Here is a 19,670-nt window from a genome sequence, read left to right as displayed (position 1 = left end):
ACTTAAGGATGCCCTGTGGTCAAAAATCTCAAATCCAATTGGATTATGGTGTTATTCGCGTTGCCGTTTGCCGGCGTCAGCCTGGGATTTCTTTTCCTGAGTATCTTGCCTTCGTTGAGCGAATGGCAATCGATGAAATCCTGGCCACAAACGGACGCGTATTTACTCCACGCTTCACTGGATGAACACCGTGGTGACGACTCCACCACCTACGAAGCCCAGGCGCGCTATCGCTATGAATTTAACGGTAACGCTTATGAAGGTGAACGCGTAGCGATCATGGGCGGAGCCGATAATATCGGTGATTTCCAGCAAAACCTCAGCCGTGAATTAATCCGTGCCCAGCGTGCGCAACGGCCGGTAACGGCCTGGGTCAACCCCGACGACCCTGCCGATGCCGTACTGAATCGCGAGATGCGCTGGGAGTTGTTTGGCTTCAAGATGATCTTCGTCGTGGTTTTCGGGATCGTCGGTATAGGGTTGCTGTGTTGGACGTTGCTGTCCAAATCGAGTGTTATGGATCATCCGGAGAGCGCCACCAAACCCTGGCTGGCCCGGCGTGAGTGGGCGCAGGCGCGCATTGCTTGTAGCGCGCGTGGCGGTTTGTGGTTCGCCTGGATTTTTGCTGTCTTGTGGAATGCCATCTCGTCATTTCTCTGGTTCGTGATTCCTGCGGAAGTAGCCAAAGGCAACTACATGATTCTGATTGCCGCCCTGTTCCCCTTGGTGGGGCTTGGGCTGCTTTGGTGGGCGGTTTCCGCCACCCTGGAGTGGCGTCGCTTTGGCCAGCTTTACCTTGACCTCGATCCTTATCCCGGTGCCATCGGCGGCCAGCTAGGCGGCACGCTGGAGTTGTCATTGCCTTACGACAGAACCCACGCATTCCCACTTTCCCTGAGTTGTATTCACAGCTACATGTCCGGCAGCGGCAAGGACCGTTCGCGCAAGGAATCTATTAAATGGCAGGCTCAAGGCTATGCCTATGCCGAATCCTCAGCCAAGGGTACCCGATTGAATTTCTGTTTTGATGTACCGGAAGGGTTGCCATCCAGTGAGGTACCAGCGGACAGCTACTATTTATGGCGCCTGGTCGTAAAAGCCGACTTGCCCGGCGTAGATTTACATCGCCAGTTCGAACTGCCGGTTTTCCCCACGGCGGAGCAATCCCGCTACCAACGACAGGATTCAACCGCCCATCCCCAGGCACTGGAACACCGCGATGCGCTTATCGAGTCCGTGCTTGATTTACGGCAAGTCAATGGGGGCGTGGAGTTGTACTATCCCATGTGGCGCAATGCGGGTATGAAATTGGGATGGATGGTGTTTGGTTTGATCTTCGGCGGTGCGGGTATCGGTATGTGGTATGCCGATGCGCCGCGTTTTATGGCGATAATATTTGCGGGCATCGGCTTTTTAGCCTGCGTGTTTTGTCTATACGGCTTGTTAAACAGCCTGCGTATCCGGCTTGACCAACAGGGCTTGTGGACCCAGCGCCGCCTGATGGGGGTGATTATTCATAAGCAGCATTATCCGCGCGCACAAATAAAGCACCTGCAATTACACAAAAGCTACAGCGCACAATCCGGCAGTGAATACACCGAAGTGTTTTCTCTCAAGGCACTGACAGCAGACGGGAAAAAAATTACCGTAGGCGAAAGCCTCAAAGGCCGCGCAACAGCCGTTCAGGCGCTGGAAGCAGTCAGCATGTTAAGTGGTTATGCAGCGGTTACCGATGAAATGAAATCCATGTAAGAGGTTGGTGTGCAGTTATCGGCAAAACATTATTTAACGGGTGTCGTTATTGTTCTGATGGCAGCGATAGTGCTGCTATATCTCAACCCCCGGCTTCAGATTATCGCCACCGACCAGACACAGGTTCAGCAATTGCTTATGCCTGATGGCGCGATCTATAACGGCGAGCTGAACGCGGGTTTGCTGCATGGCCAGGGCGAGCTCATCTGGTCCAGTGGGGCGCGCTACAGCGGTGAATTTGCGCGCGGTGTTTATCAGGGCCAGGGTCTATTGCGCGAAGCCAACGGCGACGAATATCGCGGTGAGTTTATCGCCGGCGAGCTTACTGGCCCCGGTGAATATACAGGGGCGGACGGTTCGCGTTACACGGGCGAATTCCAGCGCGGGGTTTTTCACGGTAAGGGTGAATTTACGAGTGCGGAAGGCGACCGTTACCTGGGGACTTTTGAACAGGGTGATTTACACGGCGAGGGCGAATTCTTCGGCAAGGAAGGCGATCACTACCAGGGCGAATTCAAGTATTGGATGTTCGATGGCGTCGGCACCCTGACAGAAAAAGACGGCGAATACAAAGGCCAGTTTAGCCAAGGTATCTTTCACGGTTATGGCTTATATCGCTACACTGAAACTGCCGATGAGCCGGAAAAATTATTGGCGGGACGGTGGCGCTGGGGTGAGTTTGAGTCTGCGGGCAAGGAATCTGATCAGGATGCCCTGCCGTTTATCATCGAAAAAGCACTCTTCCAACAAGCTGACTTACTAGCAGCTGCCGGTAAAAAATTACTGCCCAGTGATGCAGAGGCTATCAATTTGTATTTTGTCGGCGTGGCTGGCTTCAGTCGGCAGGATGTGTTTCGCAAGGAGCTGGATTTTATTCATGCGCAGTTTGATCAGACGTATGGTACAGCGGGCCGTTCGCTGGTGCTTATCAACCACAATGACACGCTGACGAATATACCCATGGCGACGCCTCACAGTATTGAGCAGGCGTTGCAGGCTGTGGCCAACAAGATGAATCCGGACAAGGATATTTTATTTCTTTATCTGACCAGCCACGGTTCAGCCAAACATGAATTCAGTATTGTGCAACAAGGAGTAAGCCTGCCGGACCTAACCGCCGAACGTTTGGGCGAAATTATTAACGCCTTGCCGATCAAGTGGAAAGTAGTCGTCGTATCGGCATGTTATTCCGGTGGCTTTATTCCTTTATTGGAAAGTCCCACGACGCTGGTGATGACCGCGTCGAGCAAGGATCGCAAATCCTTCGGGTGTACCGATACCTCCGAGATGACTTATTTCGGACGCGCATACTTCAAAGAAGCTCTACCGGAAGCCGACTCTTTTGAAGCCGCGTTCGCCAAAAGTGAAACCCTGATTACTCAATGGGAAAAAGAACTCGACGAAGAGGTTACTCATTCCCTGCCACAGATGGTGATGGGTGAAGAGATTAAAAATTACTTGCCACGCTGGTGGCAGACTATCGAACAGACGGCGACACCAACGCATGCGCAACCTTCACTATCAGAACGAGGCGATTAATCCATGTTGAATACCGGAGAATTAACCAGCAATGAGTTTTCGCCCGAAAAAGGCCAGGTCATTGTGGCAGAACATAATCATCGCTACACCCGCGCGATCTACACCGAGCAGCATCAATGGTTTGCAGATGAAGCCAAACAAATCGGCGGTGATGATTACGGCCCCAATCCTTATGAAATGTTGATGGCCGCGCTGGGTTCCTGTACCTCAATGACGGTGCGCATGTATGCCAATCGCAAAGAATGGCCACTGGAAAATATTCGTGTGACCTTAACCCATCATCGCGAGAATCGGGATGGCACCAGTGTGGATGTTTTTGAACGTGTGATTGATGTGACCGGCGATTTAACTGAAGACCAGCGACAACGGTTGCTGGATATTGCCAACAAATGTCCGGTGCATAAAACACTGACCGGAACCATCGATATTCAAACCCGGCTGGATTAACGCTGACGGCATTACATTATGGTGCTGTTCAGAATGAATTGATTATCTCCAATAACTCCGGCCACTTTTGTTGCCAGCAGCAGCGGTGATCAAAGCCTTCAACAATCCGGGGTGATTGGCCTTGCGTCTTCAGCCAATCCTGCGCAAGTGACGGCGGCACCACCTGATCTTTGCTGCCAAAAAAATGATACTGCAGCTTGGGTTGAGTGATCGTGAACTCTGCCGGGTTTAAGGACTTGGTCAAGGGGCTGTAATGATGGTGGCGCGTCCAGGCATCTACATCGAGATTGGCTGCGATGGTGACCAGTTGGGTCACTTCCGGCATCCGTTGTGCCATCAAGGTGGCGATAGTCCCGCCACCGCTATAGCCAATTAATGTCAATTGTTCGTAATGGCGTTCCGCCAATAATTGGCGCAAGGCATCCACCATGCTGGCGACAACGGTTTCGGAGTAGCGTGCGCTGGTCCATAAATCTGATTCGCAACCTGTGTCGGCCAAACCGTAGAACGGATCGTTGAAATAACAAGGGCGTCCGAGAAAGATGGCTGGTTGCGTGTCCTGTCGCATCAGGCTCAGCATCAATGGTGCACGCGGTGTTGGATCTTTGGCAATCAGATAGCGTTTGATCCAGGGCCGCCCGTCGCCCTCGATATAGATGTGGATTTTGTCTGATGATTTTGGCGACGATTGCTGCAATACCAGATGCTGGTGATAAGGCGTGGTAATCGGGGTTGCTTGCATCGCCTGGGATAAGCGCTCAAAATCAGCACGAGTATTTCCCTGACAGCCCCATAATGCCATTATCATCACACCCAAAATATACATAGTGGCGTATTGTCTGAGCCTCATGCTAATAAGGCCTCGATGCGGCGGCATCTCTGAAAACAGTATTTTTACGCGTGGATTTTTCATTGTTTTTTCTTTTCAATTACTCATTGCAATAGATCGAGTAAGACGGTTATTAGAAAGTTTAATAATGATTTTGTTGTCGGAAAAATTAACACGACAACCCACCAGAATTTTGTAAAAATTATTCAACCCCGGCGCACATTTCCTGCGCTTTTTTCGCTGTTGCGATGACTCAAAATGGATGGTTTGGTTTATGTGCAAACATCACGCTTCACGTTTCAAAAAACCTGTTGTTGCAATATCGCTCTTGTTCGCTGCGCTATTACTTTCAGCCTGCGGCAGTCAGGATGTCAAGCAACAAATGCCGGCCAGCGGTACGCCGGATATTGATGATCTGAATGTCGTGGATTGTCTGTTGCCGGGCCAGGTGCGAAGCCTGGGCTCGACCAAATACATGACGCCGCGTCGCCCGGTATTGACAACTGCTGCTGATTGTCGCATTCGCGGTGGTGAATATGTGGCATACGACCGCGCCGATTATAAAACCGCTCTCGCGGTGTGGATGCCGACAGCAGAGGCCGGGGATGCAGACGCCCAGGCCAACGTGGGCGAAATTTTTGAGCGTGGCCTGGGTGGTTCACCCAACTACGAAGCGGCGGCTATCTGGTATCGCAAAGCAGCCGAGCAAGGCAACCCCCGCGCCCAATTCAATTTAGGCACTTTGTATGAACAAGGGCTGGGTGTTGAAAAAGATAAACTGCAAGCCCTGAACTGGTATCGCAAAGCCTGGGGTCTGGAAGAAGACAGCGTGATGTATCAATCCGCCGCTCAGGAAGCGCAGGATGAATTGCGTGCGCAGTTGCAGAAGACCCTGTCAGAAAAAGATACGCAGATTAAATTGCTCAACAATCAAATTTCCGGCTTACAGAAAAAAATCGGCAGCTCTGCCGAAACAGCCGAATTACAACAGGAATTGAATCAGCTCAAGGTGTGGGTGAAAAATCTCGAAGCAGAGCGCATGGTCGCAAAAAATGAAATCGACCTGATTCCCCGCATGAGACAACCGCAAGAAGGTTTGACAACCCGTGTGTCAACCACCAGCGATGCGCAGGCGATCAAAGTGGATGATATGGAATTCGGTAAATATTATGCGCTGATCATCGCCAACCAAAATTACGACAATATTGAAGACTTGCTGACGCCTTATTCGGACGCGCAACGAGCCAAACAAATCCTCGAAGAAAACTACGGCTTTAGCGTCACTATGCTGCTGGATGCCGACAACACCACAGTGATGAAAGCAATCAACGAATTAAATGAGCTGGTAACAGAAGATGATAATTTGCTGATCTTTTACGCCGGCCACGGCACGCGTATTGGAGCCGGTGAACTGGAAACCGGTTATTGGCTACCGGTCAACGCCACACCGCCGCCGGACGATACTTTCTGGGTTTCCAATGAATTTGTGACCCGTCACCTGGCACGTATCAAAGCGAAACGTGTGATGGTAGTTGCCGACTCCTGTTACTCCGGTCTGCTGTCCTCCGCGCCCGGTTATTTGTTTATGGATGAGAAAGCGCAATACACGCAGGATTACATCCGTTACAAACTGCCCAAAAAATCCCGTTTGTTACTCGCCTCCGGTGGCGACCAGCCGGTGCTGGATAATATCGGCCAGGGGCACTCGGTTTTTGCCCGCGCGTTTCTCGACACGCTTGAAGGCGCCGGTACCATCATCAGCGGCCCTGAGCTGTATCTGAAGATCAAAGACAATGTGGCCAGTCGTGCAAAATCGGTAGGCTTTGATCAAATGCCGGAGTTTAAGGCGATCAAAGGGGCTGGGCATGAAGTGGGTGATTTCTTCTTTGTGCGTAAGGCTAGTTGATATTCGCACCATTTGAGTTTGGCGTTAGGTGGTGGTAGTAACTCCCGGAAAATTAACGAGCGGAAAGCTATATGGAAAGTTCCATAGCAAAAAAATACTTTGTACTAATTAAATTTGGCGGAGAAATGCCGATTCGTCAAAGAATAATGGAGTCCGCAGCCCCAGTAAAAGCTGCTATTGAAAAACTCTCAAGGCAAGACTGCCAACTTGTTTTTACTTCCGATAGCGGAGATTGTTTTGGTTACTTCCTAAAAACATCTTTGCCTGCTGGAGTAATTAGAGCAGAACTTGAGGGACGTACTCAGTCATCTTCGACATCTCCATTGATTCGCGGAGATAGTGTTTTGGTTCTCGAAGTGGAAGGGGATTTTGATGGTAACGGCTTCAGTAAAGGCTGGAACTGGCTTCAGCATAGGTAGTGTATAACAAAGCAACCAAACGGTTTGTATATAGCTCTTTAACCATTCACTGCGCTCATTTGATGATTAATGCGTCACATGCAAACTACCACTGAGCTTAGCGTTAATAAGGCAAAACTAAAGAAAGGAGATTTTATGAAGGCATCACATCTTAGTGCAATTAACAAATACGAGCACTACCGAATTGAAGCTAGAGCTATCGCCAAGGAAAATCTACCTTCATCATTGAAGCGCTTGACGCTTGAAAAAATTGATCATAAAGCATTAACCGCGTTCCGTACTTGGCAGGAGCTACCTGAGCGAAAAGTAAATTGGGATTGGACGTTTGCCTCAAGGTATTGCGTAAGGCATCCCAAAGCTTTTGACCTGTCAGTCTGGAATGGAAATACCCTCTATCCTTAACGCTCGGAAGGCCGACCTATAAAGGGACAAGTATTAGAATGGACTTCATTGAAAGCTTGCCAAAGCACACAATTTACACAGGTGAGCTTTTTTCTGTTTCCCAGTTAGCGTATCAAACATATGGCCGCTTAATTGGTGCAGAATACATTCGCATAATTGAGCCAATGAATAAAAAGTTAATTACTTTTTATACATCCAGAGACATAGGGTTCAAACTCATGCCCGCAAAGCAAGGCAATCCACACTACTTGGTGAAAAAGCTATGAATGATCAAGCGAAGTTAAAAGCCATTAGAGAAAAGGCAAGAAAAGACGCCGAAAAATTATTTAAAGAAAAACCCAAAGAAATAAAAAAAGAGTTAGAAAAAACATTCTCCCTAGGTAATCCTGAAAATCTTGTGAAACCTGACAATAAGGATGAATGAATTGCACCTGGCGAATTGTAAGTAACGCTTGTGTGGTATTGCACGCGAAGTTTGCTGCAACGCACTACTTACAATCAGCAGGTAAACGCAACGTTAGACATATGCTTCGAAACCCTCAAGCCACGACAGCATGGATGCAGTAGTCCGGCATTCCAGAGATCGCGCAACGCAGGAGCAGTTGTCGAGGGGCGATTCAATCTGAGGGAACCACAGGGATGATTCATTCTCCACATCCCTGTGGCTCACCCTGCGGGCAGCTTCGCTGTGGAAATTGGCTCCTGCCAGATTGTCATGCGTTTTCGAAACATAAGCCCTAATGTCAAACGGACTACGAAGCACCTCAGCAAAAATAATCTACGATTTAATTATTGATCAAGCTCCGCAAACGCCGGATATTGCTGTAACTCCGCTAACTGACTTTCATAAAAATTTCTTGCTTCATCCGTTTCTGCGGCACGAATATTTCGTTCCATGATGGTCAACACTTCCTGGGTCATGTTTTTCACATCATCGTTGGTGGCGTGGATTTGGTAGGCGCGGTCGATGTTAAATACCGCGCCCTGTAAATCTCCAAACGACAAAGCCGTTTTTCCCTCTTTGATAAACGCGTGAAAATCTTCCTGCATCTCCGCGGACAGGTCGCTGAAGGGAATAGCTTCGACTTCTATGCTCTGGATGTAAAAATAATTGCCCACGGCTGCCAGGCAAATTATGCCTAGGGCGGTGGCGATGCTTTTGGGTGCACGGGTGGCAAAATTTAATTTTTTGAGAAAGGTGTCGGCGTCGGCGATACGTTCATGGCGTTGAAAGGCGATGGATTTTGCCAGGAGTTTACTCAGTAAAGGATTTTTAAGTTTGGGTAGCTTCGGGCTGAGGCGTTGCTCAAGGGCGTTTTGCGCATTTTTACGATTGAATGGATGTTCGCCGCCGAGCAGTTCACACGCGATGATCCCCAGTGCATAAATATCATCGCAGAAGTGTGGCCGTTCGTTGCGTACCATCTCGGGACTGGCGTAGGAGTAGGTGATTGCGCCCAGTTCTCCCGCATCGAAACTGTCCTGATAAAGTTGTTCGTTGGCGGCGCGGGCGATACCGAAGTCCAGCAGTTTTACCGTGCCGCTTTCGGTGATAAAAACATTGCCGGGTTTTAAATCTGAGTGCACGATGCCTTTACTGTGCGCATAGGAGAGCCCTTGGGCAATTTCGCGAATGATCTTGAGTTTTTGTTTGACGTCGAGGCTTGGCAGGTATTTATCCTGCTCCAGCATATCTTCCAACGAGCTGCCTTTCAGCTCCTCCATGGTGAGATAAACCAGGTCGCCGTCCCGGTCAAAGTCATAAACGGTGACGATATTCGGGTGGGCCAGGTCCTGGGTTTTTTTGGCTTCCCGTTGCAAGGTAATTAACGCCTGCGGGTGATTCTTGAAATTTTCGCCCAGGACTTTGATGGCGATATAAGGCCGATCATCATTGGCTTCCTGTTTGCGCAGGTCCAATGCGCGAAACACGGCACCCATACCGCCGGACCCCAGGAGTTTGTCCAGTACAAAGCGCTCTTTAATGGTGTCGCCTTCGCTGACAATGTGACTGGTTGTTGGTGCAGAAACGGGTTCCGGTTTTACCTGCGCGCGCGTGGGGTCAGCTACCGGGCGCTTTGGTTTTTGCAAGACGGTTTTATCGGATTGATCCGGTGCAATGCTATGGGGATTCAGCAAGGTTTCGTCAGCAGCGCGCGGTTTTACCTGCGTCTCTTCCGCTACCCGCGGTTTTATGATGGTTTTGTCTGCTGCTTTGGGCTGCATAATGGTTTTGTCGGTCGCGCTGGGCTTTAACCGGGTTTTATCGTCGTCCATTCTGTGTTCTCGTTGTTTTATTTATGGGTTAATCAGCAATAACGCCGTTGCAAATGTGTACGAAAATAGGTGGCGTTCAGCGGTTCGCCTGTGGCCGATACAATCAAGTCCCCGGTGCTCAGGATGCTGGCTTTTTGCCAGATGTTGTCGCGCAGCCAGGTAAACAATTCAGTCAATTCGCCACGGGTAATCTTTCCGCGCAAATCAGTAATCGCGCGATCCGCCGCCGCAAATTCCTGCGCGGCATAAATCGCACCCAAGGTGTAGGAAGGGAAATAACCGAAGGCGCCGCCGGTCCAGTGAATATCCTGCATGCAACCATCGCGATAATTATCCCGGGTGGATAAGCCGAGGTAGGTTTGCATCTTTTCATCCCACAACGCCGGGATATCATCCACGTCAATGTCACCTTCGATCAGGGCGCGTTCGATTTCATAACGCAGGATCACATGGGCCGGGTAGGTCACTTCATCGGCATTCACGCGAATATAACCGCGTTTCAGACGCGTATTGAACGCATAGATATTATCAACGCTGAAGGCCGGGTCTTGCTCGTGTTGCAGGATGCGCGCGGCCATGGGGGCGAGCAATTGGGTGAATTCGCGGCTGCGGGCCAATTGCATTTCGAAGAATAAACTTTGCGACTCATGGACGCCCATAGACCGCGCTTCGCCGATCGGTAAGCCGGCCCAGGCTAATGGCAGATTTTGTTCATAACGGGCGTGGCCGGTTTCGTGGATGACACCGAGCAGCGCGGTCATAAAGTCGTCTTCGTCGTAGCGGGTGGTAATCCGCACATCGGTGGGGACGCCGCCGCAAAAAGGGTGAGTGCTTACGTCAAGGCGGCCGTGATTAAAATCAAAACCGAGCAGCTTCATCGCTTCCTGCCCGAGCATTTTTTGTTGCCCGATAGGAAACGGTCCCTGCGGCGCCTGCCAGGATGCGTTCGCTTGTTTTTCTTCTACCTGTTGAATCATATCGGGCAGCCAGGTTTTGACATCGCCAAATAATGTATCCAGATGTGCAGTGGTAATTCCCGGTTCGTAGATATCCAGCAGGGCGTCATAGCGGCTGAGCCCGGCATGGTCAGCGCGAATACCGGCTTCTTCCCGTGCCAGGGCAACCACCTTTACCAGATTTGCCTTAAAGCCTTGCCAATCGTTGGCCGGACGCTGGCTGCGCCACGCGTGTTCGCAGGTGGAAGCGGCCAGTGAGATAGCCTGCACCAGATCACCGGGCAGCAGCGTTGCGTGTTGCCAGCGGCGTTGCATCGCCTTCAGGCTGGTTTGTTGTCCGGCATCCAGGGATTCCTGCTCGGCGGCGGCAAACCAGTCCTGTAAGTGGGGCGCCGTGGTTTGCTCGTGGATCAGCAGCGCCAGCTCAGCCATGGCTTCACCCCGTGCGCTATTTCCACCGGCTGGCATCATGGCGGCTTGGTCCCAGCCGCAAATAGCGCCCAAGTGGCCGAGCCGGGAAATTTTGAGAAAGTGTTGTTGTAGCTTGTCGTAATGGAGCATGGATTAGCCTTACTGACGATAATTGATGTTGTTACCATGGCTGATGTTGTCGTGAAGCTATTTCTACCCCAGTGGGCCTTATCCGTCCAGCCATCATCCAATGAACAGGAGTGTTTTATGAAAGCCGTCAGGATTCATCAATATGGCAATACCGAGGTTTTGCGTTATGAGGATGCACCGGTACCGGACATCGCAGCCGATGAGGTGCTGGTGCGAGTAGTGGCGGCATCGGTCAATCCGGTTGACTGGAAAGTCCGCGAAGGCTATCTGCAAGAGATGATTCCCTATCAGTTTCCCTTGACCCTGGGGTGGGATGTTTCCGGTGTGGTGGAAGCGGTGGGCGATGCGGTTACCGAATTCAAACCCGGCGATGCGGTTTATTCGCGCCCGGACATCAAACGCAATGGCACCTATGCCGAATATATTGCGATTCGTGCGGCGGAGGTGGCTCTCAAGCCGCTGACGATTTCCCATGTGGAAGCAGCCTCGCTGCCGTTAGCCGCCATTACCGCATGGGAGGTTTTGTTTTCCACCGCACAACTGCAAGCAGGGCAGCGCGTTCTCATTCACGCGGGTTCCGGCGGCGTGGGCAGTCTGGCGATTCAACTGGCAAAGGCCTGCGATGCTTATGTCATCACGACCACCTCGGAAAAGAATCGCGCGTTTGTTGAATCATTGGGCGCCGATGAAATTATCGATTACAAAACCGAAGCGTTTCATGAACAGGTGCACGATGTTGATCTGGTATTCGATACCTTGGGTGGTGATGTGCAGGAATTATCCTGGGGTGTGTTGAAGCCGGATGGCATGCTGGTGTCGATCATCGCGCCGCCGGCGCAGGAGCGCGCGGCATCGATGGGAGTACGTTGTGCCTTTGTGTTTATCGAGCCTAACGCGGTGATTCTTCAGCACCTGGCCGGTTTGATTGATGATGGTATTATTCGCCCGATTGTTGGTGCAGAGTTCGCATTGAAAGATATTGCCAAAGCCCATGCATTCAGCGAGTCGGGTCATGCTCGCGGTAAGATTGTTGTGTACGTTGGCCAACCTTAATAGTGAACAAGCGAGGCGTCAGCATCTTATGTTGAGCCTCGCTTGTTGCATTTTCTATCAGCTATTTCCCGCACTTTATCCTTCTTTTTAACCGCTCCGGTAATCGTATATTTATCTGCCGCACGTTTAACGACGTAAATTTATTATTCCTCCAGCGAATTTTGCCGCGCATCATAACTCAAAGAAAACAGGCATGAGGGCCTCTTCTGTTTGTGCAGATCAGGCCGATAATTTGCGAAACAAAGGAGGACATGATGCAGAACCCGGAAGAAAAACCTGATCACACCCCCGACCCCTTTAAACCGGAACATCCGGATTGGCCGCCGGAAAAATTACCGCCGGATGCGCCAACAGAAGAACCGCCCGGCGAACCGGCAGAAGTGCCCCCGATAGATCCACCGCAGGAATTGCCACCGGTGTCACCGCCGCCGGGTGTGCCGGGAGGGCAACCCAAAGAGATTCCTTAAGGCGTATCGTTTTTTAACACCGGGAAATGCACGCTGATGCACAAGCCCCGGTTATCCAGCCCTTCGGTTACTTCCAGTTCGGCGCCATGGGAATATGCGATGCGGCGCACCAGTGACAGGCCAATGCCGCTACCGCGCCGATGATCCTGATCGGCGCGGTAAAAGCGCTCAAAGATGCGCGCACGTTGTTCGGGATCAGGCACACCGGGACCATTATCTTTTACGCATAACGTGATGCCATCGGTAGAGGGCGCTATGCCGCACATCAGTTCGATGCGGCTGCCTTGACCGGAATAACGCAAGGCATTATCTAACAAGTTGCGCAATAAAATTCCCAACTCATCCACATCACCACAGACAGAGCAGGGCTGCGCGTTGATGGTTATTGTTTGTTGTCGCTGTTGCGCAACAATGTCAAATTCATCGGCCACCAGTTTGATGACGCGCACCAGGTCAACGCGTTCATGTTTAACGCCATAATTGGATTCCAGGCGAGCAGAATCCAACAATTGTTGCGTCAGTCGTGTGCCACGCTCTACCGCTGTAACCAAACGTGCGAGCGCTGCCCGTGTCTCTTCTGGTGTCGTGGAGCCGGCGGCTACTTGTGCATGGGTTTGTATTGCTGCCATGGGGGTGCGCAATTCATGGGCTGCATCAGCAATAAATTGCCGTTCATTGTTGATGGCGGTATCAATGCGCAATAACAGACGATTAAAGGATTCGATCAGCGGTTTTAATTCCAGCGGCAATTTTTTTGTTGGCAAGGGGGTGAGGTCATATTCCTGGCGCTCGGCAATGTCCTGTTGCAGGCAGGTGACGGGTTTCAGTGACCATCGCACAACGGTTTTCAGGGTCAATGCCAGTGTGATAAACACCAGTAATGCGGCGAGAAATGCACCTTTGATCCAATGTTTTAAATCCATCTTGAAGGCGTCCCAGGGGATGCCTGTTTGCACATGGACTTTTCCGCTGGCATCTTGCACGCTATAAACACGCCACTTGCGGCCATCGACCTCCTCAATGGAAAAACCGTCCTGGAAATTCGGGTGTAGCGGAACTGTTGGTGATTCCATGGAACGGAGCAAACTGGTTCCATCACTACCCCAAATCTGGAAGCTCAGATCATCATGGCCCGCTTTTTCATTAGCCGGCAATTGCAACCGGCGTGAATCTGCCGACAGTAAGTTAATGTTTTCCGGTAAGGAGGTAATGATTTGATGTGCAACATCGCGCAGGGATTTGTCCCACCAACCGGTATGCTCGCTGGTCATGGACGCGATATGCAGGCAAGACCAGAGCATCCACATTCCGACCAACACCAACATTGTGGCAAGCAATAAACGTCCGCGCAGAGATTTCATACTTTTTCTTCACCGATGCGATAACCAAAACCATGGATGGTGAGGATGATATCGTCACCGAGCTTGCGGCGCAGCTGGTGAATGTAAACCGCGACGGTATTGCTTTCGATTTCACCATCGCCGCCGTAAACCAACTGCTCCAATTGTTCACGCGGTACCGTGCGCCCGCGGCGCTCCATCAATACCAGCAGTGTGCGATATTCATTACGACTCAGGTGCACCTGTTCCTCGTCGCGGGTGACGACACGACTGCTGGGGTCCAGCGTAATATTGCGGTACTGCAATAACGGCGAAACCCGACCCTGAGTGCGGCGAATGACGGCACGCAAGCGTGCGCCCAACTCTTCCAGTTGAAAGGGCTTGACCAGATAGTCATCGGCACCGGCATCCAGACCGCGAATGCGGTCGCTGAGCTGGTCGCGGGCGGTAATAATAATCACCGGCGTCGTATCGTAGCGGTCGCGCATAAACTTGAGTACCTGCAAACCCGAGCCACCGGGTAATCCGAGGTCGAGCAAGACGGCGGAATAGGTGTGCTCAACCAACGCGAGCTGAGCGGCAACACCATCTTCAGCGCGATCTATTTCCCAGTGATCCTGGCGCAAACCGAAGCCGATGGCTTCTGCCAGCATGTTGTCATCTTCAACCAATAGGATTTGCATAGTGAACTCTCTTGCGACCGGGCAGGTGGCACTATTGTAGCGGGGATAGCGTATTATCCTTGACGGTTTTTAAGACTTCCTTAAGTCACCCCGGTTAATGCTTAGGTCTTTCTTAACCCTTTTTTAAAAACCTTCGCTTATGATGGCATTGTTCACTCAGATGAACTGCCTGTCGGGAGCCATTGCTTGATTAGCTGATGCACTCCCCGGTAATCCTACAGCGAATCAACCTGATTTACCCCCGTGGCCGACCAAGCCCGTCAAAGCCTGCCTGTTTTTTTGCACGATACTCGCTAACCTCAATGGGAGAATCCAATGGTGACGTCAATTCATCACAAGAACGCCATGCTGATCAAACATTTTTTACACGCCGGCTATCAGGATAAGCTGGATGTGTTGGATACCTGTGTAGCCGAGTCAGTGGTGTGTCATAACTTTCCGGAATTTAATCCGGCCAGTCGCGAAGAGTTTAAAGCTTTCTTTCGCTATATGGCCGATGCGATTAATCAACTGCATTTCAAGATTGAGCACCTCACCGCCGATGAGCAAACCGTGAAAGTACATTTTCATATCAATGGCGTGCATCACGAAGAATTTATGGGCTTTCCCGCGAGTGGTAAGCGCATCGATTTCCATGGCACCAGTGTGTATCGCCTGGAGCAGGAGATGGTCGTGGAAGCCTGGATGTATACCAGCGAAGTGGTGCTGTCGGATCTTTTCCCGGTAACGCGGCGCCAGGATATGACGCGCTTCGCGTTAACTGCGGGTGAGGCGGGTTTGCAACGTGCGGAGTTGGTATTGTGAAGGACACGGAGTTCTCGCAGTACAGAGGCGGTTGTCACCATCACAGTATGGTGACAACCGTTGTGGGTTAAAAACTCAGTTCTGCTTTGCGGATAATTGTTTGCTTTGTTCCTGATGTTTTGGCCAGATTTTCCTTTACGTTCCTGAAGATTAATCACATGGTATTAACCCGCCTGTGGGTGGCATCTTGTTCGGGCTAGTGATCATGACTATCGATATACCTTTTCTTCCTTGCGCTTTTTTTGCGTAGAGACTGAGCTTACTATGCCGACGCTTTTTTATTGGCGCCTGGCAACAAATTTTTCTCGAAAAACTCAGTCAATTTATCGAATGGAATCACATCTATCTGATCGTAAAGATCAACATGATTTGCGTCTTTGATGATCAACAATTCTTTCGGCTCGGCAGCCGCTTTATAGGCGGTTTCGCTGAAATAGCGCGAATGCGCTTTTTCACCGTGGATTAATAATATCGGGCGCGGTGAAATTTCATCAATGTAAGACAGCAGCGGCATATTCATAAACGATAAGGGATTGGTCATTGTCCAGGCGCTGTTAGAGTTTATGGCGCGTGGGTGAAAGCCGCGTTTGGTCGATTTGTAATAGGCCGCGTACTCCTGCACAAATTGCGGCTCTCCACCTTTGAGTTCAAGGGATACTGGCCCCAGCGCGGGCTTTCCAGCTTCTGCATCTTGCCAGCGTTGCTGGCTCAACTGTTCCAGCGCAGCGCTGCGTTGTTTTTTGGTTGTGCTGTCGTTATAGCCATTGGACATCACTCTCGACATATCGTACATGGTGCTGGTGGCTACGGCTTTAATGCGTTTATCAACGGCGGCAGCATTCAGCGCCATACCACCCCAACCACAAATTCCGATAATACCGATACGCTCGCGATCAACCTCAGGCAACAAACCGAGGAAGTCTACTGCCGCACTGAAGTCTTCCGTGTTGATATCGGGGGAAGCCACATTGCGCGGTTCGCCGCCGCTCTCACCGGTATAGGAAGGATCAAACGCAAGTGTGATGAAACCGCGTTCGGCCATGGTTTGTGCATACAAGCCGGACGACTGTTCTTTAACAGCACCAAAGGCACCACTGATGGCTAGCGCGGGCAACTTGCCGCTGGCGTTTTTGGGCTGGTACACATCAGCGGCGAGGGTGATGCCGTAGCGATTGGTAAAGGTCACTTTTTTGTGCTCAACTTTTTCGCTTCTGGGGAAGGTTTTATCCCAGCTATCACCCAAGTTTAACGTGGTTTCTGCGGCGGCGGGCGCTGCTATTGCCGATGCCATGCAAGCCGCTGCTATACCTGTACCTGTCAGCTTGAGCAGTTGGCGTCGCCCGGCACTTAGTAAGTCTTCGTTTGCTTGTAGTTGGTTTTCAGAATGATTGTTCATGAAAATACTCCTGTAGGCTTAATCGTTGGAAATCAATTTGATGGTTGCTTGTTTGGTGCCGGGAAATTTCAGGTGCTCCACGCCACTGGTGATGTGCCCCAAACGAATCAGCCCTTTTGAATAACCAAAATCCTTATAGAAAAGTGCGAGATTTCCCCAAGGCGCGTAATAGGCGATGTCTCCGATTGTGGGATTTACACCAGCAGGCGCGCCTTGGGACGTGAGCCTGGCCGGTGGGTAAGCGATTTTTTCGGTAGATCCGTAGTCCTCAAATTCAAGTGTCAACGGCAGTTGTTTTACAAAATCGCGTGTACTCGGGGTGTCGGCGAGGCTACCGGTAATAATATGTTCACCGAGGATAATTTGGATGCTGTACATAGATGTGCTCTCCTTCATCTGTGGAATTGATTGAGCCTGTGCGTTCAATGTGACGGCAAGAATCAGTGCGAAAATCAGTGCAAAAATTACCTTGATCGTTTTCATGTCAGATTTCCTTTTATGTATGAATCGCATTAGTGAGGCTTTGTGTGTGCCGTGACAAATACCAATGCGGCAGCGACTAGTAATAAGCTGGCACTGGCAACAAACGTGGTTTGGTATCCGTTCCAATCGAACAGTAGGCCACCCAGAGTAGAACCGAGGGCGATGGATAACTGGATGGTCGCCACTATCAATCCGCCACCGGCTTCAGCATCCTCGGGTAAGGTGCGCGCCAGCCATGCCCACCAGCCTACGGGCGCAGCGGTGCTGACTAGCCCCCAGCAACCCAATAATCCGATAACCACTACCGGCCAGTGGCCAAAACCAATCAGTGTGAAGGCGATTACTGCCATCAACAGGGGGATTGTGATTAGAGTTTGGTAGAGGCCCCGCTTGATTACCCGGCCAATGATGAGTGTGCCGATAAATCCAGCCAAGCCGATCACTAATAGCACCAGCGTTACCTGGGCTACGTCCAAGCGAGTGATGGTTTCAAGGAAGGGGCGCAGATAAGTAAAGAGTGCAAACTGGCCCATAAAAAACACACCTACACCCAACATGCCTAATGCCACTAGCCGCTGACGAAGCAAGCTGAATAGACCGCGTGAGATTTCGGTTTTTGATGCAATCGGCATGGAGGGTAGACTAATCCACTGCCAGATAAAGGCGATGAGTGCTATGGGTACGAGGCAGAAAAACGCACCGCGCCAGCCGATCATCGCACCCAGCCAGGCGCCTAATGGTGCTGCGATCACTGTTGCCAATGCATTGCCACCATTAAAGATTGCCAAAGCGCGCGGCACATCTGCATTAGCCACGAGGCGCATCGCGGTCGCAGCGGACATCGACCAAAAGCCTCCCACGACTACTCCGATCAGTGCGCGCCCCACCATGTAAATTGCATAATTTGGCGCGAGCGCTATCAGTACTCCCGACACACCCATGAGTGCAGTCAGTCCGAGCAACAGGGTTTTGCGATCCATATTTCCAGCCAGGCGAGAGATCAACAGGCTTGTGGCTACGGCAAAAGCACCCGAGATGGCAATACCTTGCCCGATCAATCCCTCGCTCACCTGTAAATCGGCGGCTAGCGGAGTGAGTAGGCTGACTGGCAAAAACTCTGAGGCAATCAGCGCAAACACGCAGAAGCCCATGGCAAATACACCACTCCAGTGCGCGGATTGAACGCCAATATTGGTTGGCATATCTTCAACGGCGGTTTGTATTGAGTTCATAAATTTCTGATTTCAGATATAGGTATTCATGCGACTGCTTACAGGTTTCCATAGTGCAGGATTCTTGATAACTTGATTAGCCGACATAATATTGATGTGCTTGTGAAAATTATTCACAAATGAGAACTGGAGTGAGGAGCTGGAGATGGAAGGTAAAGTGGATGACTTGCAAGCTTTTTTGGCGGTAGCGCGAGAGCAGAGCTTTACTAAAGCGGCGGCCAAGTTGCGGGTAACGCCCTCCGCGTTAAGCCATACGATTCGTGGATTGGAAGAGCGGCTGGGTATCCGCCTGCTGGCGCGAACAACGCGCAATGTATCTCCCACCGAAGCGGGTGAGCGGCTCATGCAAGCCATTGCCCCGTTGTTCGAGCAGATTCAGGAAGAGGTTGATGCCTTGGGTGAGCTGCGCGATAAACCCAAAGGCACCATCCGTATTACCTGTACCGACGATCAAATTGAACTCTGCCTACGTCCCAAGCTCAGCAAGTTTTTGCAGGAATATCCGGATATTACCCTTGAGCTGTATGTGGATTACGGATTTACCAATGTGGTCGAAGCGCGTTTTGATGCAGGCATCCGTTTAGGTGAAGCTATCAGTAAAGACATGATTGCAGTGCGTATTGGTCCCGACTGGCGGTTGATTGTGGTGGGTTCACCGGCGTATCTCGCGCAGCATTCCCAACCGGAAACGCCACACCAGTTGGCGGAGCATCGCTGTATCAACATTCGGCACCGCTCCGATGGCTCAATTTACGCGTGGGAGTTTGAGAAAGACGGTCGAGTATTCAGCATTAAATTGGACGGGCAGCTAGTGTTCAACAGCATCATGCATGTTTTGAATGCGGCAACCGATGGGATAGGGTTAGCTTATGTACCTGAAGAATTAGCCGCACCTTATTTGGCTGATGGGAGATTAGTATCCCTGTTAACAGATTGGAGCCCTTACTTTCAGGGCTACCATCTTTACTATCCCAATCGTCGCCAGACTTCACCTGCATTTGTCGCTTTTGTTGAAGCATTTAAATTTTGAATTGTTGTAACCGCCAGCTTTCGTTACTGGTTTTTATCTGACGTAATTGATAAGGCTGAACAGCCTAAATGGTGAATATCGAAAAGTTGCTGAA

At 50.8% G+C, this 19,670-nt stretch carries 19 protein-coding genes; 11 read left to right on the top strand and 8 right to left on the bottom strand.

Annotated features, from left to right (window positions below; genetic code table 11):
• Positions 1–15: 15 nt before the first annotated feature.
• The 3 genes from CBR65_RS08815 to CBR65_RS08805 are packed head-to-tail and all read left to right on the top strand — an operon-like array spanning position 16 to position 3,738.
• Positions 16–1,752: a DUF3592 domain-containing protein gene (locus tag CBR65_RS08815; RefSeq protein WP_087466517.1), complete on the top strand. Its 1,737-nt coding sequence runs from the start codon at positions 16–18 to the stop codon at positions 1,750–1,752.
• 9 nt (positions 1,753–1,761) lie between these two features.
• Positions 1,762–3,291 carry a C13 family peptidase gene (locus tag CBR65_RS08810; protein WP_087466516.1) on the top strand — a complete coding sequence of 510 codons (1,530 nt, stop codon included), beginning with the start codon at positions 1,762–1,764 and terminating at the stop codon, positions 3,289–3,291.
• A 3-nt stretch (positions 3,292–3,294) separates the two neighbouring features.
• On the top strand, positions 3,295–3,738 hold the full coding sequence (locus CBR65_RS08805) for an OsmC family protein (protein WP_087466515.1): 444 nt from the start codon (positions 3,295–3,297) through the stop codon (positions 3,736–3,738).
• 28 nt (positions 3,739–3,766) lie between these two features.
• Here CBR65_RS08805 and CBR65_RS08800 read toward each other — a convergent pair whose 3' ends face one another.
• The gene (locus CBR65_RS08800; RefSeq protein WP_157672018.1) at positions 3,767–4,540 is read right to left on the bottom strand and encodes an alpha/beta fold hydrolase; all 774 of its coding nucleotides are present in this window, start codon (positions 4,538–4,540) and stop codon (positions 3,767–3,769) included.
• Between the two features lie 301 nt (positions 4,541–4,841).
• Here CBR65_RS08800 and CBR65_RS08795 point away from each other — a divergent pair, with 301 nt between their 5' ends.
• The 4 genes from CBR65_RS08795 (at position 4,842) to CBR65_RS22050 (ending at position 7,718) form a co-directional block, all read left to right on the top strand.
• Positions 4,842–6,473: a caspase family protein gene (locus CBR65_RS08795; RefSeq protein ID WP_232461403.1), complete on the top strand. Its 1,632-nt coding sequence runs from the start codon at positions 4,842–4,844 to the stop codon at positions 6,471–6,473.
• A 71-nt stretch (positions 6,474–6,544) separates the two neighbouring features.
• Complete coding sequence (locus tag CBR65_RS08790; RefSeq protein ID WP_087466513.1) at positions 6,545–6,892, top strand: hypothetical protein; 348 nt, start codon at positions 6,545–6,547, stop codon at positions 6,890–6,892.
• 135 nt (positions 6,893–7,027) lie between these two features.
• The gene (locus CBR65_RS08785; RefSeq protein WP_157672017.1) at positions 7,028–7,294 is read left to right on the top strand and encodes a hypothetical protein; all 267 of its coding nucleotides are present in this window, start codon (positions 7,028–7,030) and stop codon (positions 7,292–7,294) included.
• A gap of 262 nt (positions 7,295–7,556) precedes the next feature.
• The gene (locus CBR65_RS22050) at positions 7,557–7,718 is read left to right on the top strand and encodes a hypothetical protein (RefSeq protein ID WP_157672016.1); all 162 of its coding nucleotides are present in this window, start codon (positions 7,557–7,559) and stop codon (positions 7,716–7,718) included.
• A gap of 365 nt (positions 7,719–8,083) precedes the next feature.
• On the opposite strand, the gene CBR65_RS08775 is transcribed toward CBR65_RS22050, so the two are convergent.
• On the bottom strand, positions 8,084–9,571 hold the full coding sequence (locus CBR65_RS08775) for a serine/threonine-protein kinase (protein ID WP_087466510.1): 1,488 nt from the start codon (positions 9,569–9,571) through the stop codon (positions 8,084–8,086).
• 32 nt (positions 9,572–9,603) lie between these two features.
• Positions 9,604–11,088, bottom strand: a complete 1,485-nt coding sequence (locus CBR65_RS08770; protein WP_087466509.1) for a carboxypeptidase M32 — start codon at positions 11,086–11,088, stop codon at positions 9,604–9,606.
• 117 nt (positions 11,089–11,205) lie between these two features.
• On the opposite strand from CBR65_RS08770, the gene CBR65_RS08765 reads away from it, so the two are divergent.
• The gene (locus tag CBR65_RS08765; RefSeq protein WP_087466508.1) at positions 11,206–12,141 is read left to right on the top strand and encodes an NADP-dependent oxidoreductase; all 936 of its coding nucleotides are present in this window, start codon (positions 11,206–11,208) and stop codon (positions 12,139–12,141) included.
• Between the two features lie 251 nt (positions 12,142–12,392).
• Positions 12,393–12,608, top strand: coding sequence for a hypothetical protein (locus CBR65_RS08760; protein ID WP_157672015.1), 216 nt, complete (start codon positions 12,393–12,395; stop codon positions 12,606–12,608).
• Here the strand turns inward: CBR65_RS08760 and CBR65_RS08755 are convergent.
• Positions 12,605–13,969 (bottom strand): ATP-binding protein, encoded by a 1,365-nt coding sequence (locus CBR65_RS08755; RefSeq protein WP_087466506.1) that lies wholly within the window; start codon positions 13,967–13,969, stop codon positions 12,605–12,607. The two genes, CBR65_RS08760 and CBR65_RS08755, sit on opposite strands and share 4 nt — an antisense overlap.
• The gene (locus CBR65_RS08750; protein WP_087466505.1) at positions 13,966–14,631 is read right to left on the bottom strand and encodes a response regulator transcription factor; all 666 of its coding nucleotides are present in this window, start codon (positions 14,629–14,631) and stop codon (positions 13,966–13,968) included. The genes CBR65_RS08755 and CBR65_RS08750 overlap by 4 nt, the downstream gene beginning before the upstream one ends.
• 315 nt (positions 14,632–14,946) lie before the next feature.
• Between CBR65_RS08750 and CBR65_RS08745 the strand changes: the two genes are divergently transcribed.
• Positions 14,947–15,435, top strand: a complete 489-nt coding sequence (locus tag CBR65_RS08745) for an ester cyclase (protein WP_087466504.1) — start codon at positions 14,947–14,949, stop codon at positions 15,433–15,435.
• 262 nt (positions 15,436–15,697) lie between these two features.
• Here the strand turns inward: CBR65_RS08745 and CBR65_RS08740 are convergent, their stop codons facing one another.
• The 3 genes from CBR65_RS08740 to CBR65_RS08730 are packed head-to-tail and all read right to left on the bottom strand — an operon-like array spanning position 15,698 to position 18,546.
• Positions 15,698–16,831 (bottom strand): alpha/beta hydrolase, encoded by a 1,134-nt coding sequence (locus tag CBR65_RS08740; protein WP_087466503.1) that lies wholly within the window; start codon positions 16,829–16,831, stop codon positions 15,698–15,700.
• 18 nt (positions 16,832–16,849) lie between these two features.
• The gene (locus CBR65_RS08735) at positions 16,850–17,314 is read right to left on the bottom strand and encodes a cyclophilin-like fold protein (RefSeq protein WP_198300915.1); all 465 of its coding nucleotides are present in this window, start codon (positions 17,312–17,314) and stop codon (positions 16,850–16,852) included.
• A gap of 29 nt (positions 17,315–17,343) precedes the next feature.
• A complete protein-coding gene (locus CBR65_RS08730) occupies positions 17,344–18,546 on the bottom strand; it encodes an MFS transporter (RefSeq protein ID WP_198300914.1) in 1,203 nt (400 codons plus the stop codon).
• 145 nt (positions 18,547–18,691) lie between these two features.
• Between CBR65_RS08730 and CBR65_RS08725 the strand changes: the two genes are divergently transcribed.
• Entirely contained in the window at positions 18,692–19,576 is an 885-nt protein-coding gene (locus CBR65_RS08725) for a LysR family transcriptional regulator (protein WP_087466502.1), read from the top strand.
• Positions 19,577–19,670: the final 94 nt, after the last annotated feature.

Source organism: Cellvibrio sp. PSBB006, assembly GCF_002162135.1.
In the GTDB taxonomy this organism is placed as follows: domain Bacteria; phylum Pseudomonadota; class Gammaproteobacteria; order Pseudomonadales; family Cellvibrionaceae; genus Cellvibrio.
The sequence above is the reverse complement of the archived record's forward strand: the minus strand, read 5'-3'. Positions and strand labels throughout refer to the sequence as shown.

Excerpts from the sequence above, each read along its gene's own strand:
- CBR65_RS08805 (WP_087466515.1), top strand. The coding sequence starts at position 3,295 with ATGTTGAATACCGGAGAATTAACCAGCAATGAGTTTTCGCCCGAAAAA.
- CBR65_RS08800 (WP_157672018.1), bottom strand. The coding sequence starts at position 4,540 with ATGGCATTATGGGGCTGTCAGGGAAATACTCGTGCTGATTTTGAGCGC.
- CBR65_RS08795 (WP_232461403.1), top strand. The coding sequence starts at position 4,842 with ATGTGCAAACATCACGCTTCACGTTTCAAAAAACCTGTTGTTGCAATA.
- CBR65_RS08790 (WP_087466513.1), top strand. The coding sequence starts at position 6,545 with ATGGAAAGTTCCATAGCAAAAAAATACTTTGTACTAATTAAATTTGGC.
- CBR65_RS08785 (WP_157672017.1), top strand. The coding sequence starts at position 7,028 with ATGAAGGCATCACATCTTAGTGCAATTAACAAATACGAGCACTACCGA.
- CBR65_RS22050 (WP_157672016.1), top strand. The coding sequence starts at position 7,557 with ATGAATGATCAAGCGAAGTTAAAAGCCATTAGAGAAAAGGCAAGAAAA.
- CBR65_RS08775 (WP_087466510.1), bottom strand. The coding sequence starts at position 9,571 with ATGGACGACGATAAAACCCGGTTAAAGCCCAGCGCGACCGACAAAACC.
- CBR65_RS08770 (WP_087466509.1), bottom strand. The coding sequence starts at position 11,088 with ATGCTCCATTACGACAAGCTACAACAACACTTTCTCAAAATTTCCCGG.
- CBR65_RS08765 (WP_087466508.1), top strand. The coding sequence starts at position 11,206 with ATGAAAGCCGTCAGGATTCATCAATATGGCAATACCGAGGTTTTGCGT.
- CBR65_RS08760 (WP_157672015.1), top strand. The coding sequence starts at position 12,393 with ATGATGCAGAACCCGGAAGAAAAACCTGATCACACCCCCGACCCCTTT.
- CBR65_RS08755 (WP_087466506.1), bottom strand. The coding sequence starts at position 13,969 with ATGAAATCTCTGCGCGGACGTTTATTGCTTGCCACAATGTTGGTGTTG.
- CBR65_RS08750 (WP_087466505.1), bottom strand. The coding sequence starts at position 14,631 with ATGCAAATCCTATTGGTTGAAGATGACAACATGCTGGCAGAAGCCATC.
- CBR65_RS08745 (WP_087466504.1), top strand. The coding sequence starts at position 14,947 with ATGGTGACGTCAATTCATCACAAGAACGCCATGCTGATCAAACATTTT.
- CBR65_RS08740 (WP_087466503.1), bottom strand. The coding sequence starts at position 16,831 with ATGAACAATCATTCTGAAAACCAACTACAAGCAAACGAAGACTTACTA.
- CBR65_RS08735 (WP_198300915.1), bottom strand. The coding sequence starts at position 17,314 with ATGAAAACGATCAAGGTAATTTTTGCACTGATTTTCGCACTGATTCTT.
- CBR65_RS08730 (WP_198300914.1), bottom strand. The coding sequence starts at position 18,546 with ATGAACTCAATACAAACCGCCGTTGAAGATATGCCAACCAATATTGGC.
- CBR65_RS08725 (WP_087466502.1), top strand. The coding sequence starts at position 18,692 with ATGGAAGGTAAAGTGGATGACTTGCAAGCTTTTTTGGCGGTAGCGCGA.